17 protein-coding genes are annotated in these 16,370 nt (G+C 64.8%); 15 read left to right on the top strand and 2 right to left on the bottom strand.

Annotation, left to right across the window (positions count from 1 at the left end; genetic code table 11):
• Positions 1 to 77 precede the first annotated feature (77 nt).
• Positions 78 to 245: a hypothetical protein gene (locus ACTEK7_RS08150; protein ID WP_085974376.1), complete on the bottom strand. Its 168-nt coding sequence runs from the start codon at positions 243 to 245 to the stop codon at positions 78 to 80.
• Positions 246 to 415: 170 nt separating this feature from the next.
• On the opposite strand from ACTEK7_RS08150, the gene ACTEK7_RS08145 reads away from it, so the two are divergent.
• From ACTEK7_RS08145 to ACTEK7_RS08075, 15 genes are all read left to right on the top strand, one after another.
• Positions 416 to 991, top strand: a complete 576-nt coding sequence (locus tag ACTEK7_RS08145; RefSeq protein ID WP_225145949.1) for a cytochrome c oxidase subunit 3 family protein — start codon at positions 416 to 418, stop codon at positions 989 to 991.
• A 2-nt stretch (positions 992 to 993) separates the two neighbouring features.
• Positions 994 to 1,254, top strand: coding sequence for a cytochrome C oxidase subunit IV family protein (locus ACTEK7_RS08140; RefSeq protein WP_109145859.1), 261 nt, complete (start codon positions 994 to 996; stop codon positions 1,252 to 1,254).
• Between the two features lie 95 nt (positions 1,255 to 1,349).
• Positions 1,350 to 1,802 carry a c-type cytochrome gene (locus tag ACTEK7_RS08135; RefSeq protein ID WP_036005521.1) on the top strand — a complete coding sequence of 151 codons (453 nt, stop codon included), beginning with the start codon at positions 1,350 to 1,352 and terminating at the stop codon, positions 1,800 to 1,802.
• Between the two features lie 41 nt (positions 1,803 to 1,843).
• A complete protein-coding gene (locus ACTEK7_RS08130; RefSeq protein ID WP_225145948.1) occupies positions 1,844 to 3,190 on the top strand; it encodes a cbb3-type cytochrome c oxidase subunit I in 1,347 nt (448 codons plus the stop codon).
• A gap of 63 nt (positions 3,191 to 3,253) precedes the next feature.
• Complete coding sequence (locus tag ACTEK7_RS08125; RefSeq protein WP_225133530.1) at positions 3,254 to 4,066, top strand: CbbQ/NirQ/NorQ/GpvN family protein; 813 nt, start codon at positions 3,254 to 3,256, stop codon at positions 4,064 to 4,066.
• 10 nt (positions 4,067 to 4,076) lie between these two features.
• Complete coding sequence (locus ACTEK7_RS08120) at positions 4,077 to 5,993, top strand: nitric oxide reductase activation protein NorD (protein WP_225145947.1); 1,917 nt, start codon at positions 4,077 to 4,079, stop codon at positions 5,991 to 5,993.
• Positions 5,994 to 6,057: 64 nt separating this feature from the next.
• Entirely contained in the window at positions 6,058 to 6,720 is a 663-nt protein-coding gene (locus ACTEK7_RS08115; protein WP_036023407.1) for an HAD family hydrolase, read from the top strand.
• A 6-nt stretch (positions 6,721 to 6,726) separates the two neighbouring features.
• Entirely contained in the window at positions 6,727 to 7,677 is a 951-nt protein-coding gene (locus tag ACTEK7_RS08110; protein WP_057030032.1) for a sugar-binding transcriptional regulator, read from the top strand.
• 216 nt (positions 7,678 to 7,893) lie between these two features.
• Entirely contained in the window at positions 7,894 to 9,207 is a 1,314-nt protein-coding gene (locus tag ACTEK7_RS08105; RefSeq protein ID WP_225141346.1) for an ABC transporter substrate-binding protein, read from the top strand.
• A gap of 84 nt (positions 9,208 to 9,291) precedes the next feature.
• Positions 9,292 to 10,164: a carbohydrate ABC transporter permease gene (locus ACTEK7_RS08100; protein WP_225141348.1), complete on the top strand. Its 873-nt coding sequence runs from the start codon at positions 9,292 to 9,294 to the stop codon at positions 10,162 to 10,164.
• 1 nt (position 10,165) lies between these two features.
• Positions 10,166 to 10,996: a carbohydrate ABC transporter permease gene (locus ACTEK7_RS08095; protein WP_036005504.1), complete on the top strand. Its 831-nt coding sequence runs from the start codon at positions 10,166 to 10,168 to the stop codon at positions 10,994 to 10,996.
• A 14-nt stretch (positions 10,997 to 11,010) separates the two neighbouring features.
• A complete protein-coding gene (locus ACTEK7_RS08090; RefSeq protein ID WP_036023416.1) occupies positions 11,011 to 12,018 on the top strand; it encodes an ABC transporter ATP-binding protein in 1,008 nt (335 codons plus the stop codon).
• 31 nt (positions 12,019 to 12,049) lie between these two features.
• The gene (locus tag ACTEK7_RS08085; RefSeq protein WP_036023419.1) at positions 12,050 to 12,823 is read left to right on the top strand and encodes an SDR family NAD(P)-dependent oxidoreductase; all 774 of its coding nucleotides are present in this window, start codon (positions 12,050 to 12,052) and stop codon (positions 12,821 to 12,823) included.
• A 34-nt stretch (positions 12,824 to 12,857) separates the two neighbouring features.
• Complete coding sequence (locus ACTEK7_RS08080; RefSeq protein WP_225145946.1) at positions 12,858 to 14,504, top strand: FGGY-family carbohydrate kinase; 1,647 nt, start codon at positions 12,858 to 12,860, stop codon at positions 14,502 to 14,504.
• A 5-nt stretch (positions 14,505 to 14,509) separates the two neighbouring features.
• Complete coding sequence (locus ACTEK7_RS08075; RefSeq protein WP_225145945.1) at positions 14,510 to 15,445, top strand: carbohydrate kinase family protein; 936 nt, start codon at positions 14,510 to 14,512, stop codon at positions 15,443 to 15,445.
• A 6-nt stretch (positions 15,446 to 15,451) separates the two neighbouring features.
• Here the strand turns inward: ACTEK7_RS08075 and ACTEK7_RS08070 are convergent, their stop codons facing one another.
• Positions 15,452 to 16,339 carry a LysR family transcriptional regulator gene (locus ACTEK7_RS08070; RefSeq protein WP_036005494.1) on the bottom strand — a complete coding sequence of 296 codons (888 nt, stop codon included), beginning with the start codon at positions 16,337 to 16,339 and terminating at the stop codon, positions 15,452 to 15,454.
• Between the last annotated feature and the right edge of the window lie 31 nt (positions 16,340 to 16,370).

The following is a 16,370-nucleotide window of genomic DNA, read 5'->3' as shown; positions in this document are numbered from 1 at the left end:
CAGCGTAATCCGGGTCTCTGCGCTTGGTGAGATTTCCCGGATTGCGCTGCGCTGCATCCGGGCTGCGGTCCTAAGCACTACGGCAGCGGTGATTGCGTCGTGAACAGCACGGTCGCGATCCCGATCGAGAGCCCCACCGCCGATACGGTTCCCACCGTCGACAGCACGCCCATGCGCCTGAGCGCGATGGCGAAGGCAATGATGATGGGTGTTGCGGTCATCAGCCCGATCTGTGCATCGCTCATGGGATCGTCCGGCGCTCCGTGAAGCTCTGAGCCGGTTCGTACCGCGAAACGGCTGGCTGAACGTTGTGTCGGCGCAAACAGGAGCCCTGCAGTCCTCCAGTTTGTCCGGCAACAAATTCGGAACCGGGTGGCCGAGCTAAGTCTGACCGGTGTCCTGATCCGGAAAGACGATGTCGACGGCCGAGTGCGAACAGCAGGAAACAGGCTGGGGAATCCTGCAGGATCTCCCCGGCGATCCCATGATCTGGGTGCTGATCTTCAGCGAACTCGTCGCCTTCGGCCTGCTCCTCGGCGCCTTCTCTGTCGCCCGCGCGATTCACCCCGCGGTGTTCGCGGCCGGGCAGGCCACGCTCGATTCGCATCTCGCCGGCCTCAACACGGTCGTGCTGGTGACCAGCGGCTGGGCGGCGGCCCGGGCGACCCAGGCCGTGCGGAATGGACAACGGGCAACGACACGATACTGGCTTCTCGGCGCCATGGCACTCGGCTGCCTTTTCATCGCGATCAAGCTCGCAGAGTACGCCGAAGAAACCGGGCGCGGGGTCGGGCTTGAGACCAATCCCTTCTTCACGCTCTACTTCCTGCTGACCGGCTTTCATCTCCTGCACGTTGGCCTCGGCATCATCATTCTCGCCGTGGTCTGCCGCCGTGCCGGGATATCAGGCGTCGAGACGGGAACGGCCTTCTGGCACATGGTCGATCTGGTCTGGATCGTGATGTTCCCGATCCTGTATCTGGTGAAATGACGATGCCAGATCGTGTCGACGTCACCTGGATCGCCTTGATCGGCCTTGCGCTTGCGACCGTCCTGCTGCCGCCGCTAATACCACGGGCGCTGCTCGGCAACGCTCTGCTGCTTGCCTTCGCCGCGCTCAAGGGGCATCGCATCGCGCTCGACTTCATGGATCTTCGCGCCGTCCCCGCACTCTGGCGCGGTCTCGTCGCGAGCTGGATCCTCATCGTGCTGCTGCTTGCCTGGCTCGCCTCGGCGCTCGTCGCCCTGATCTGACGCGCTCATTGCGCCCTGACAAAGAACGGGCCGGGCAAAGCGGCAATAAATCACACCATCGCAATTTCGCAGGAATCAACCGGAAAGGATTGGCAATGGCTGAACGCCTGACCAAGTCGGCCGCTCGAAACGTCTTCTACGGCGGCTCGGCCTTTTTCTTCGCCATCTTCATAGGGCTAACGGCGCACAGCCATTACTACATGGCCACGACATCGACCGACGCAGCCACGCTGACGTCTTCGGTTGCCCGCGGCAAGCACGTCTGGGAGAAGAATTCTTGCATCAACTGTCATACCCTGCTGGGCGAGGGCGCCTACTTTGCGCCTGAAGTCGGCAATGTCTGGGATCGCTGGGGTGGCAACGAGGATCCGGCCGCCGCGCGCGAGACATTGAAGGCCTGGATGCAGTCGCAGCCTTCGGGCGCACCGGGCCGCCGGCAGATGCCTCAATTCAACCTCACCGACCAGGAGCTCGATGATCTCGCCGACTTCCTGCAATGGACCAGCAAGATCAAGCGCCAAGAGTGGCCGCCGAACAAGGCGGGCTGAGCGCATCGCTTCCTGAAATCCCTCAAGACAGAGAGCCTGAGATGAAATATCAGACCCAGAAAGTCGCGATGCTGTATTTCTACGGCGCGCTGACCCTGTTCGTGGCGCAGGTCCTATTCGGCCTCGTCGCTGGAACGATCTACGTCCTGCCCAACACGCTGTCGACCCTGCTGCCGTTCAACGTCGTCAGGATGATCCACACCAACGCGCTGATCGTGTGGTCGTTGATCGGCTTCATGGGCGCGACCTACTTCCTGCTGCCCGAGGAAACCGAGACAGAGCTCTACAGCCCGCTGCTGGCCAAGATCCAGTTCTGGATGTTTTTCGGTGCTGCGGGTGTGGCTGTGGTCGGTTATCTCTTCCAATACCACGAGGGCCGCGAATTCCTCGAACAGCCCTTCATCATCAAGGTCGGCATCGTCGTCGTCTGCCTGATGTTCCTGCTCAACGTCACCATGACGGCGCTGAAGGGCCGTAAGACCACGATCACCAACATCCTGCTATTCGGGCTGTGGGGCGTTGCGATCTTCTTCCTGTTCGCCTTTTACAACCCGGTAAATCTCGCGGTCGACAAGATGTACTGGTGGTATGTTGTTCATCTCTGGGTCGAGGGCGTCTGGGAGCTGATCATGGCCTCCGTGCTCGCTTATCTCATGATCAAGCTCAACGGCATCGACCGCGAAGTGGTCGAGAAGTGGCTCTACGTCATCATCGGGCTGGCGCTGTTCTCCGGCATCCTCGGCACCGGCCATCATTTCTACTGGATCGGCGCGCCCGGTTACTGGCAGTGGATCGGCTCGCTGTTCTCCACGCTCGAGGTCGCGCCGTTCTTCACCATGGTGATCTTCACGGTGCAAATGACCTGGAAGGCCGGCCGCAAGCACCCGAACCGCGCTGCATTGTTGTGGTCGGTCGGCTGCTCGGTCATGGCGTTCCTCGGCGCCGGTGTCTGGGGTTTCCTGCACACCCTGTCCTCGGTCAACTACTACACCCACGGCACCCAGGTTACCGCCGCGCACGGCCATCTCGCCTTCTTCGGCGCCTATGTGATGCTGAACCTGTCCGTGATGGCCTATGCAATCCCACAGATCAGAGGGCGTGCGCCCTACAATCAATGGCTCTCCATGGCGAGCTTCTGGATCATGTGCACCGCCATGATGGTGATGACCTTCGCGCTGACCTTCGCCGGCGTGGTCCAGGTCCATCTCCAGCGCGTGCTCGGCCAGGGCTACATGGACGTGCAGGACCAGCTCGCGATGTTTTACTGGGTCCGGCTGGGGTCCGGCGTGTTCGTCGCGATCTCCGCGCTGATGTTCGTGTGGGCCGTGCTTGTGCCCGGTCGCGCCCGTCAGCCGGTCATCCCCGGCGCGTTGCAGCCGGCCGAGTGAGCGCGCAAAGGCGGCCGTGGCTCGCTGCGGCCGCCGTCACTATGTGAATTCCGGAGAAAGACCATGAATGCAGCACTTCTCGCCGTGGCGAAGCCCGAACCTCAGCCGCCCGCCTATATTGCCAGTGGCAACGAATGCGCGCTGTTCGAGCACGCTTGGCGCAATCAGCTGCCGGTGCTGCTGAAGGGGCCGACCGGCTGCGGCAAGACGCGCTTCGTCACGCATATGGCGGCGCGGCTGGGATTGCCGCTGCACACCGTCGCCTGCCACGACGATCTCACCGCGGCCGATCTCACCGGCCGCTATCTGCTCAGGGGCGGCGATACCGTGTGGAGCGACGGCCCGTTGACGCGGGCGGTGCGCGAGGGCGGCATCTGCTATCTCGACGAGGTCGTGGAGGCGCGCAAGGACGTAACGGTGGTGCTGCATCCCCTGACCGACGATCGCCGCATCCTGCCTCTGGAGCGTACCGGCGAGCAGCTTGCCGCGCCGAACAGCTTCATGCTCGTCGTCTCCTACAATCCAGGCTATCAGACGCTGCTCAAGGCGCTCAAGCCGTCGACGCGGCAGCGCTTTGTCGCGATCGAGTTCGGCTTCCTGCCGCCGGAGCAGGAGATTGCGGTGGTCGCCGCCGAGAGCGGACTATCGCCGGAGCGCGTGCGGCCGCTGGTCGGGCTGGCTGGCCGGCTGCGCGCGCTGAAGGGCCACGACCTGGAGGAGGGTGTCTCGACCCGGCTCGTCGTCTATTGCGCGACCCTGATTGCGGCCGGCATGCCGACGGCCGATGCCGTGCTCGCTGGCATGATCGAGCCGCTGACCGACGATGCCGATGTCAAGGCGGCGCTGCTGGACGTCGCGCGTGCCGTGATCGGCTGAGGCGGCTCCGATGCTCGATTTCCTCGAACTGGAAGAGACCGTCGGCCGCGCCTGGCACCGCATGGTCGGTGGCACCGCCAGCTATCCGGTTCATGCCGAGCATGCGGTCTCGCTTGCGGAAATGAGAAACAGGCTCGCGGTGATGTTCCGCGCGCTGGGCGGTGAGGCGGGTGTGCAGATCGCCGGTGCCGGCGCGCGGAAGTCCGGGCATCGGCTCGGCTGGCGGCAACGCATCGGTCTCGGTGACGAGCGCCTGGAGCAGCCGGGCCGCGATGCCACCTCCATCTTCCTTCCTGAAAGCATCGCGATCTTTCCCGACAACGCGCTGAATGCAGCGCTCTATCGCTGGCTCGCGGCATGGTTCGCAGCCGCGCCGATCGAAACCATCACCGAATCCGATCCGCTGCGGCGGGATCTTCTGGTGTTGCGCCGGGCCAGCGAGACGGCGGTCTTCGTGCTCACGCAATTTCCCGGCCTCGTCGACGACTATGGGCAACTCGCCGCAGCAACTGCCGAAGCCAGGCCGCGTCGCCCCTTGCCGCGCATCGAGCAGGAGGTCGAGCAGATCGTGCTGGCGCTACTTGGAACCGGAAAGGCTCCCGTGGGCAAGCTGTGGCCGGCGATGATGGGAACGGAGCCGCCGCCGGTCAAGGCGCCGCCTGGCTATCGCTCGATGCTTCCGTGCCCGCTGTGGGGCGATTGCTGGACCCGCGAGCTGTCGCCTGCGCATGCGGGCGTGGATGAATGCGCCGATGGTGCGGAGGCCGCGAGCGAGGACAATCGCAAGCACTTTGCCGTGCGCGAGCGCGAGGACGGCGCCAATCGCCGCGATCCCTTCGTACTCAACCGCTTCGAGAAAATTCTCGCGATGGCCGAGATGGTCAATGTCGACCGCCCCACCGATGACAGTGAGGAGGAGGATGCGCAGAAGGCGGCGGACGATCTCGAGGAGATAACGCTCAGCCGCCGCAGCGGCAAGCCGGCGGGCCGGTTCAAGTTTGATCTCGACCTCCCGCCGGAGGCCCTCGATGCCTCGCGCTTGACTGCGGACCTGACCTATCCAGAATGGGATTATCGCAGCGGCTCCTATTTGCCGGATCATTGCCGCGTACTCGCATCTGCCGCCCCCGAGAATGGGGAAAGCTGGACGCCCGACGAGACCATGCGCCGGCACATCCGCCAGGTGCGCCGCCGCTTCGAGGTCCTGCGGCCGCGCCATGAGTTGATGCGGGCTCAGGCCGACGGGCATGATCTGGATCTAGACGCGCTGGTGCGTGCGCGGTGCGATCTCCGCGCCGGCAGCAGCAGCGGTCTTGATCGCGTCCACGTGGCGATGCGCCCGCAAGGTCACGATCTCGCTGTCACGCTGCTGGTCGACGTCTCGCTCTCCACGGACGCCTGGGCCAATGGCTACCGCGTGCTCGACGTCGAGAAGGAGGCGCTGCTCGTGCTTGCCCACGGCCTATCCGCCTGCGGCGATCACCACAGCATCCTGACCTTCACCTCGCGCCGGCGCTCCTGGGTGCGGCTCGAGACGGTTAAGGCGTTCGGCGAGCCGATGAGTGACGTGGTCGAGCGCTGCATTGGCGCGCTCAAGCCCGGCTATTACACGCGGATCGGTGCGGCGGTACGGCATGCCGTCGCCGAGCTTGCACGCCAGCCGCAGCGCAAGAAGCTGCTGCTCGTCCTCACCGACGGCAAACCGAACGACGTCGACCACTATGAAGGGCGCTTTGCGGTCGAAGACACCAGAAAGTCCGTGCAGGAAGCGCGCCGGCTCGGGATCACGGTGTTCGGCGTAACGATCGACGCGGCGGCGCAATCCTATTTTCCGGCCCTGTTCGGGCGCAGCGGCTATGCGATCGTCGGCAACATCAAGCGACTGCCCGCGGCACTGCCGGCGATCTACCGGCAGGTGGCCCACTGAGGCGGTTCATGCAACTCGACGTTGGGCTATTGCTCACGGCTTGGGTATATGATCGAATGTCCGGATGGACCAGAGCCGGCCAAATCCCGATCTGATCATCTTCGACTGCGACGGCGTGCTCGTCGACAGCGAGCTCTTGAGCTGCCGCTGCCTGTCCGAGGTCCTGGCGGAATTCGGTCTCGTGCTCAGCGAGGAGCAGGCGCTCGAGCTGTTTCTCGGACGCAGCACCAAGGCCGTCGAGCAGCATTATCGCGATCTCGGGCACTCGCTGACGGACGCCTTCCCGCCTCGACTGAAGTCGCGTGTGCTGGAGAATTTTGCCGCCTCGCTCGCGCCGATTCCCGGGGTGGAGGCGGCGATCTCCGGACTGACCGTGCCGTTCTGCGTGGCCTCGTCGAGCGATCTCGACCGCGTCTCGCTCTCGCTCGACGTCACCAGTCTTCGGGCATATTTCGGCGATCGGATCTACACCGCGCAGATGGTCAGGCACGGCAAGCCGGCGCCTGATCTCTTTCTTCATGCGGCCGAGAGCATGCGCACGCCGCCATCGCGCACGCTGGTGATCGAGGATAGCGTCAGCGGCGTGCAGGCGGGTAAGGCGGCCGGCATGACCGTCTGGGGATTTGTCGGCGGCGGCCATTATCGCAGCCGCGATGGCCGGGCTATATTATCGGCCGCCGGGGCCGATCGGGTCTTTACACATATGAGCGATCTCTGGGAGGTGTGAGCGCGCATGGCCGCCGAGAACGACAAGTCGAGACTCGACGACGCCGCGCGCGCCGGCTGGCTCTATTTCATTGCCGGTCACACACAGGACGAGATCGCAAAGATGCTTCAGGTGTCGCGGGCTTCGGCGCAGCGGCTGGTCTCGTTGTGCCTCGCCGAGCGGCTCATCACCTTCCGGCTCGAGCACCCCATCGCAGCCTGCATGGAGCTGGCGGCGCGCTTGAAGCAACGGTTCGACCTCGTTCATTGCGAGGTGGTGCCGGCCGATCCGGCCGCGCCGCAGGCGGTGGCTGGAATCGCCGAGCGCTGCGCCAATTTGCTCGATTCCACGCTGCGTTCGGAGACGCCCGTGATCGTCGCGCTCGGCACGGGCCGGGCGGTGCGTGCCGCCGTCGAGCGCGTCACGCCGATCGAGCGGCCCAATCACCAGATCGTCTCGCTGGTCGGCAATATCTCCGCCGACGGCTCGGCGAGCTTCTACGACACCGTCGGCCGGCTCGCCGACCGCACCGGCGCGCGGCACTATCCGATGCCGCTGCCGTTCCTGATGTCGTCGGAAGACGAGCGCAACAGGATGGTGCGCATCGAGCCGATCGCGAAGGTGAAGGCGGTCGCGGCAAGGGCTGACTTGCGCCTCGTCGGCATCGGCCAGATGGATCAGAAGGCGCAGGTGCACGTCGACGGCTTCGTCACCCGCGACGAATTGTTCGAGATGATGCGGCTTGGCGCCATCGGCGAGATCACCGGCTGGGCCTATGACGCCAAGGGGCGCCTGCTCAAGGCCGGCACCAACAAGCGCCTCACCAGCATTCCGCCGGAAGTGCCGGCGAAGACCACGACCATCGGTGCGGCGGTGGGCGCAGCCAAGGTGGCGGCGATTGCAGCCGCGCTGAGCGGCGGGCTGATCAACGGATTGATCACGGACGAGGCGACGGCAAGAGCGATTCTGGAGCGGTAAAGCGCTCACGCTTCGCGTGCCTACCACACTGGATGCTCCGCGTTCGCGGAGCACGACAGCCGTGGGTGAAGCAAAACCTCCCCATCCTTCCCGCACCGCAACACTCACAAGTTGCTGGAATGCCCACGCGCCTGCTTGACAACGTGCCGCCCTTGCGCTGAACATACGCCCAACGCGTGGGCATATGCCCAAAACGCGAACTGAGGGGAGGTCACCGTGAAACATGTCCTGGGCGCCGTCTGCGGCGCGTCTTGCCTGCTACTGGCCGTCCCGGCGATGGCCGAAACGACCCTGACGATCGCCACCGTCAACAATGGCGACATGATCCGCATGCAGGGGCTGACGGGTGAGTTCACCAAGAAGAACCCTGACATCACCGTGAAATGGGTGACGCTGGAGGAGAACGTGCTGCGCCAGCGCGTCACCACCGATATCGCCACCAAGGGTGGCCAGTTCGATGTCCTCACCATCGGCACCTACGAGGTGCCGATCTGGGCCAAGAAGGGCTGGCTGGTACCGCTCGCCAACCTCGGCGCCGATTACGACGTCGCCGACCTCCTGCCCAAGATCAAGGACGCGGTCTCCGCCGACGGCAAGCTCTACGCCGCGCCGTTCTACGGCGAGAGTTCGATGGTGATGTACCGCACCGATCTGTTCGAGAAGGCCGGCCTGAAGATGCCGGAAAAGCCGAGCTGGGATTTCGTGATCGATGCGGCCAAGAAGCTGACCGACAAGAGCGCCGGCACCTACGGCATCTGCCTGCGCGGCAAGGCAGGCTGGGGCGAGAACATGGCGTTCCTCTCGGCAATGGCCAATTCCTATGGCGCGCGCTGGTTCGACGAAAAGTGGCAGCCGCAGTTCAACACGCCGGAATGGAAGACGACACTCACCACCTACGTCAACCTGATGAAGGAAGCCGGGCCTCCCGGCGCCAGCTCCAACGGCTTCAACGAGAATCTGGCGCTATTCAACGCCGGCAAATGCGCGATGTGGATCGACGCCACGGTCGCGGCGTCCTTCGTCACCAACCCCAAGGAGTCCAAGGTCGCCGACAAGGTCGGCTTCGCGCTCGCGCCCAACACCGGGCTCGGCAAGAACGCCAACTGGCTGTGGGCCTGGAATCTCGCAATCCCTGCCGGCTCCAAGAAGACGGAAGCAGCCGAGAAGTTCATCGCCTGGGCCACCAGCAAGGACTACACCAAGCTGGTGGCCTCGAAGGAGGGCTGGGCCAACGTGCCGCCGGGCACGCGTACCTCGCTCTACCAGAACGATGAGTACCTGAAGGTCGCGCCGTTTGCGAAACTGACGCTGGCCTCGATCAACGCCGCCGATCCCAACAAGCCGACGGTGAAGCCCGTTCCCTACGTCGGCGTGCAATACGCCGCCATCCCTGAATTCCAGGGCATCGGCACGCAGGTGGGCCAGCAGTTCTCGGCGGCGCTTGCGGGATCGATGACGGTCGATGCGGCGCTCACGGCTGCGCAGTCCGCTACCGAGCGCGAGATGAAGCGCGCCGGCTACATCAAGTGAACCCGGGCTCTCCCTGAGCTCAAACTTGCGGCCATCCATCCTTGCTGGATGGCCGCCCTTCTTCCTCCGAGCGGAGCGCCAAGAATGGCAACCCGGCAGACGCAGCTTCTTGCGCGGTCGCTCCTGACCCCGGCCGTCGGACTGCTGTTCATCTGGATGATCGTCCCGCTGGCGCTGACGATCTACTTCTCGACGCTGCATTACAGCCTGCTCGATCCCGGCTCGGAATCGTTCGTCGGCCTTGAAAACTTCCGCTACTTCCTCACCGATCCTGCCTTCCTCGCCTCGCTTCAGAACACGCTGGTGCTGGTCGGCTCGGTGCTGGCGCTGACCATCCTGCTCGGCATTCCCCTGGCGCTGCTGATGGACCAACCCGTGGTCGGCCGCAATTTCGTGCGGCTGATGGTGATTGCGCCGTTCTTCGTGATGCCCACGGTGAGCGCGCTGGTCTGGAAGAACCTGTTGATGCATCCGGTGTCGGGATTGTTCGCCTGGCTCGCTTCGCTGTTCGGCCTGACGCCGATCGATTGGTTCAACGACGTGCCGCTGTTTGCGGTGATTTTGATCGTGACCTGGCAATGGCTGCCGTTCGCGACCCTGATCCTGCTCACCGCGCTGCAATCGCTCGACGAAGAGCAGAAGGAAGCCGCCGAGATGGACGGCGCCAGCGCCGTCTCGACCTTCATCTACATCACGCTGCCGCACCTCGCGCGTCCCATCACGGTGGTGATCCTGATCGAGACCATCTTCCTGCTCACGGTGTTCGCCGAGATCTTCGTCACCACCGGCGGCGGGCCGGGCCTGCAAACCACCAACATCGCCTTCCTGATCTATTCGCAGGCGCTGATCCAGTTCGACGTCGGCAGCGCCTCGGCGGGCGGGCTCGTCGCGGTGGTCATCGCCAACATCGTCGCCTTCTTCCTGGTCCGCATCGTCGGCCGCAACCTGGAGGCCTGACATGGCACGGATGGCGACGACGCGGCGGGTGATGATATCGACGGCGGCGGCCTGGCTGTTCGGCTTCCTGATCTTCTTTCCGATCCTATGGATGGGGCTGGCGAGCTTCAAGACCGAGCTCGAGGCCTTCGCGATCCCGCCATCCTTCCTGTTCTTCCACTGGACCACCGAAAACTACGCGACCGTGCAGGAACGCAGCGATTATCTGCACCACGCGATGAACTCGATCATCATCGCCGGCGGCTCGACGCTCATTGCGCTGCTGATCGCCATTCCGGCGGCCTGGTCGATGGCGTTCTCGCCAACCAAGCGCACCAAGGACATCCTGCTCTGGATGCTCTCGACCAAGATGATGCCGCCGGTCGGCGTGTTGGTGCCGATCTACCTGATCTACAAGAGCCTCGGGCTGCTCGATTCCCGCATCGGCCTCGTCTTCATCCTCTGCCTCGGGAATCTGCCGATCGTCATCTGGATGCTCTTCACATATTTCAAGGAGATCCCGCGCGACATCTTAGAGGCCGCGCGCATGGACGGCGCCACGATCGGCCGCGAGCTGGTCTATGTGCTGACGCCGATGGCGATCCCGGGACTGGCGTCCACGCTGTTGCTCAATCTGATCCTGGCCTGGAACGAGGCGTTCTGGACGCTGAACCTGTCCACCTCGAGCGCTGCGCCGCTCACCACGTTCATCGCCTCCTATTCGAGCCCCGAAGGGCTGTTCTGGGCAAAACTGTCGGCGGCGTCCACGCTGGCGATCGCGCCCATTCTCGTCCTGGGTTGGTTCAGCCAGAAGCAGCTCGTGCGCGGGCTCACCTTTGGCGCGGTGAAATAGGGGGCTGCCGGATCATGGGTCAGATCACACTTCAGGGCGTGCAGAAATCCTTCGGCCCCGTGCACATCATCAAGGGCGCCGACCTCGAGATCGCCGATGGCTCCTTCGTGGTGTTCGTCGGTCCCTCCGGCTGCGGCAAGACCACGCTGCTGCGGCTGATCGCGGGGCTCGAGGACGTCAGCGGCGGCAAGATCCTGATCGACGGCAAGAACGTCGTCGATACGCCGCCCGCCAAGCGCGGGCTGTCGATGGTGTTCCAGTCCTACGCGCTCTATCCGCATATGAGCGTGCGCGGCAATATCGGCTTCGGCCTCAAGATGGCGGGCTTGCCGAAGGACGAGATCAACCGCAAGGTCGAGGCGGCCGCCGCGACGCTGAATCTCACGCCCTACCTCGACCGCAAGCCGCGCGAGCTCTCCGGCGGCCAGCGCCAGCGCGTCGCGATCGGCCGTGCCATCGTCCGCGAGCCCAAGGCATTCCTGTTCGACGAGCCGCTCTCCAACCTCGACGCCGCGCTGCGCGTGCAGATGCGCATCGAGGTGACGCGACTTCAGAAGCAGCTCGGCACCACCGCGATCTACGTCACCCACGACCAGGTCGAGGCCATGACCATGGCCGACAAGATCGTCGTGCTCAACGGCGGCAAGATCGAGCAATATGGCTCGCCGCTGGAGCTTTACGAGCGACCCGCCAATCTCTTCGTCGCCGGCTTCATCGGCTCGCCCAAGATGAATTTCGTCACCGGAGAGCCTGCTTTGCAGAAGGGGGCGGCGACGATCGGCGTTCGGCCGGAGCATCTGAAGATCGAGCGCGACGGCGGTGGCGGCTGGCAGGGAACCATTGCGGTGGCCGAGCATCTCGGCAGTGACACCTTCCTCTACGTCGACGCCGGCGCGCTCGGCATGCTGACGGCGCGCTACATCGGCGAATTGAGCCTGCATGGCGGCGACCGGGTGTCGCTGATGCCCGACCCTGCGCGCATTCACCGCTTCGACGAGAGCGGCAACGCTCTTCGGGGCTGACAAGAAACGGCAAGAAGACGGAAAGACGATCATGTATCTGGAAAAATTCAGGCTGAGCGGCAAGACCGCGTTCATCACCGGCGGCGGCCAGGGCATCGGCCTCGCCTGCGCGGAGGCACTGGCCGAGGCCGGCGCGAAGGTCATCATCGGCGACCGCGACGGCAAGGTCGCCGACGGCGCCAAAGCCAGCCTGAGGGCGAAGGGCTACGACATCGAGACCGCAATCATGGACGTCACCAACACCACACGCGTGGCGGAGGTGGCAAATGATCTCGTCGCCCGCCATGGCAAGGTCGACATCCTCGTCAACAATGCCGGCATCGCGCGGAGCGAGACGCCGGCCGAGACCGTTACCGACGAGCACTGGCTCAACGTCATCGACGTCAATCTCAACGGCACCTTCTGGTGCTGCCGCGAGTTCGGCAAGCACATGTTGAAGGCTGGAAGCGGCGCCATCGTCAATGTCGGCTCGATGAGCGGCTTCATCGTCAACAAGCCGCAGGAGCAGTGCTTCTACAACGCCTCCAAGGCCGCCGTGCACCATCTGACCAAGTCGCTGGCCGCCGAATGGGGCGCGCGCGGCATCCGCGTCAACGCGGTGGCGCCGACCTATATCGAGACGCCGCTCAACGCCTTCGTGAAGAGCAATCCGAAAATGTATGACGCCTGGATTGGTGGAACTCCGATGGCGCGCATGGGGCAGGTTGAGGAGATCGCCTCCGTCGTGCTGTTCCTCTCGTCGGAGGCCGCGAGCCTGATGACCGGCAGTATCGTGCTGGTGGATGGCGGCTACACTTGCTGGTAGGCTCACCGTCAAAACGGACGGACCGGGAGAGACCATGCCGCGAGCGTATATCGGCGTCGACGTGGGGACCACGAGCACGCGGGCAGGGGTGTTTGACGAGGCCGGCACGCTGCTCGCGACGGCCCGGCATCCGATCAGGATCTGGCACGAGGCCGGCGACATCGTCGAGCAGTCGTCGGAGGACATCTGGCAGGCCTGCGCCAAATCGGTGCGCGCGGCGATGTCGGAAGCAGCGATTACGCCGGGCAGCATCGGCGGCATCGGTTTCGACGCCACCTGTTCCCTCGTGGTGCTCGATCCGCAAGGCGAGCCGCTCACCGTCAGCACCTCCGGCGAGGCGCAGCGCAACGTCATCGTCTGGATGGACCATCGCGCCACGGCCGAAGCGCGGCTGATCAACGAGACCGAGGATGCCGTGCTGCGCTATGTCGGCGGCTCGATCTCGCCGGAGATGGAGATGCCGAAGCTGCTATGGCTGAAGCGGCATCTGCGCGCGAGTTTCGATGCCGCCGGTCACTTCTTCGACCTGGCCGATTATCTGACCTGGCGGGCGACCGGCGCGCTGCAGCGCTCGACCTGCACCGTCACCTGCAAGTGGAACTATCTCGCCCATGACGGCGGCGGCTGGAGCGCGCCGTTCTTCAAGCGCATCGGCCTGTCCGACTTCGTCGCCGAAAAATACGCGCGCATCGGCACCGAAATCGTTGCGCCCGGTACGCGCCTCGGCGTCGGGCTCACGCCGGCAGCAGCAGTCGAGCTCGGCCTTCCTCCGGGCACCCCGGTCGGCGCCTCCCTGATCGATGCCCATGCCGGCGGTATCGGTGCGATTGGCGGCCGTGACGGGGCAGCCGGCCCGAGCGATGTCGGCGATCGTCTCGCCTACATCATGGGAACGTCGGCCTGCATCATGGCGACGACGAAGGAGCCGTGCTTCGTGCCGGGCGTTTGGGGTCCCTATTATTCCGGCATGGTGCCGGATTTCTGGCTCAATGAAGGCGGGCAGTCCGCCGCGGGCGCTGCGATCGATCATCTCCTCAAGTCGCATCCCGGCCATGGCGAGGCGAGCGCGGCGGCACGCAGCGAAGGCCTCGATCTCATCGATTTCCTCGAGCGCCGCATCATCGCGCGCTCCGGCGGTGCTAGCCGCGCCGCGCTGCTGGCGCGCGACGTCCACGTGCTGCCGGAATTCATTGGCAACCGCTCGCCCTATGCCGATCCCGACACGCGCGCGGTGATCGCGGGCCTTGATCTCGACACCGACATCGCCGCGATGGAACGGCTGTTCGTCGCCGGCCTCTGCGGTCTTGCCTACGGGCTTGCGGAGGTCATCGAGGCTTTTGCCGCGCATGGGGTCCGCTCCAGCATCATGATCATGGGTGGCGGTGCCAGCCGCAGTCCTTTGGTGCGGCAGATCATGGCGGATACCACCGGTCTCACGGTCGCGTTGCCGCAGACGAAGGAGCCGGTGCTGCTGGGCGCCGCGATGTTAGGGGCGGTCGCCGGTGGCGCCTATGCCTCGATCGGTGAGACCATGGCCAAGATGTCGGCGCTGGGGCGCAAGAGCGAGCCGACCGCGCCTGATATGGCCGCGTTTCACGCCCGCAAGCGCGAGGTCTACAAGCTGCTGCGCGAGCTCGATCGCGGCAGCCGTGCCGCGATGCGCAGCGTCGCGAGAGGTTGAAGGACATGCTGATTGCCTGCGGCGACGCGCTGATCGATTTCGTGCCGACGCGAAACGTCGAAGGGCGCGAAGCGGTGATGCCCGCGGTCGGCGGCTCCTGCCTCAACGTCGCGATCGGCATGGCGCGGCTGGGCGCGCCGACTGGTTTCGTCGGCGGCATCTCGACCGACCTGTTCGGGCGCATGATCGCCGATCATGCCTCCGCATCGAAGGTTGCACTCGATCTCGCCACCCGCAGCGACCACCAGACCACGCTCGCCTTTGTCCGCATTGTCGCGGGCGAGTCGCACTACGCCTTCTACGATGCCGAGACCGCGACGCGGAACTGGACTTACCGGCATGGGTCCATTCCGTTCGATACTGTCGAGGCCGTCCATGTCGGCTCGACCACGCTGGTCAACGACCAGGGTGCGGCCGAGACCAAGGTGCTGATCGCAGACGCGCGGGCGTCGTCCACGATCTCCTTCGATCCGAACTGCCGACCGAACCTCGTCAAGGACAAGCCAACCTATCTCGGCCGAATGGCCGAGTTCGCCGGAAGCGCCGATCTCATCAAGATGTCGGACGTCGATTTCGCCTATCTCTTCGGCGAGGAGCCGTATCAGCAGCGCGCGAGCACATTGCTGGGGCAGGGGACGAGCCTCGTCGTCATCACCCGCGGCAATAACGGTGCCATAGCCTGGCATGCGCAAGCAGGGCAGATCGAAGTGCAAGCACCGAAGGTCGAGGTGGCGGACACTATTGGCGCCGGCGACAGCTTTCAGGCGGCGCTGCTGTTGGCACTTTACAAGCAGGATCGCATCGCCCGGCCGAGATTGCAGGACATCGGCGCGGACGAGCTCCGCCGTGCGCTTTCCTTCGCCGCCAATTGTGCCGGCCTGACCTGCACCCGTCCGGGCGCCGATCCGCCTTGGAGCCACGAGATCAATTGGGACTGGTAGCCCACGTCACATCCGCGCGACGGCCTTCTCGGCACATTTGAGGAAGGTTCCGATCAACGGACTGTGGGAGTCCCGCCGCCAACAGACTGCGATGTCGAGGGAGTCAGTGACGTCACGCAGGGGTCTGAACACGACTCCGCGTGGCGCGCCGAGCTGTGCGCAGGCCGGCAGGATGGCGAGACCTTCGCCGGCCAGGACCAGGCTCATCGCCGAATGCACCGTCTCCACCCGGCTGGCGATCGGCATCACCACCTGGTGCCGACGCAATAAAGGGACGACCGCGGAGGAGGCGGGCCCATGGTCCGGATGCGGGAGTGCGATCAGCGGGCGGCCCTGCAGCCGGGCCATCGGCACCGAGCTCAAGCGGGCGAGTGGCGAGCGGATCGGCATGGCCAGCATGAAAGGCTGTGCACCGATCTTTGCCACCTGTATCTCGGGATGATTGATTGCGGGCATACACAGCGCGACTGTGACGCTGCGGTCGAGCACGCGGGCCTCGCGCGTCGAGGCGCTCAGCTCAACGAAGCTGAGGTCGACGCCGGGAACTGCGCGGCGCAGTTCGGGGATGAGTCGCGGCAACATCGCATTCGCCAGCACGAACATGTAACCGACTGACAGCCGGCCGCGCCGTCCCGAAGCAACCGCGCGTGCGGCTTCGGCGCCGTCGGCTGCCAACGCCAGCGCTTCGCTGGCGCGCGCCAGCAATGCCTGGCCGGCCTCGGTCAGATCCATGCCACGGGTGCCGCGGCGGAACAGCGGCGCGCCGATCTCGGCCTCGAGCTTGCGGATCTGGACCGAGAGGGGCGGCTGCGCCATCCGGAGCTGCTCGGCCGCCTTGCCGATGCTGCGCGCCTCGGCAACGGCGACAAAATAGCGGAGCCGGCGAAGATCCATTGGCATACCGAGAGCGTATGGGTTGGCGATA

Source organism: Bradyrhizobium sp. JHI2711 (genome assembly GCF_056156565.1).
Note: the sequence above shows the minus strand (reverse complement) of the source record. Positions and strands in the feature narration are given on the sequence as shown.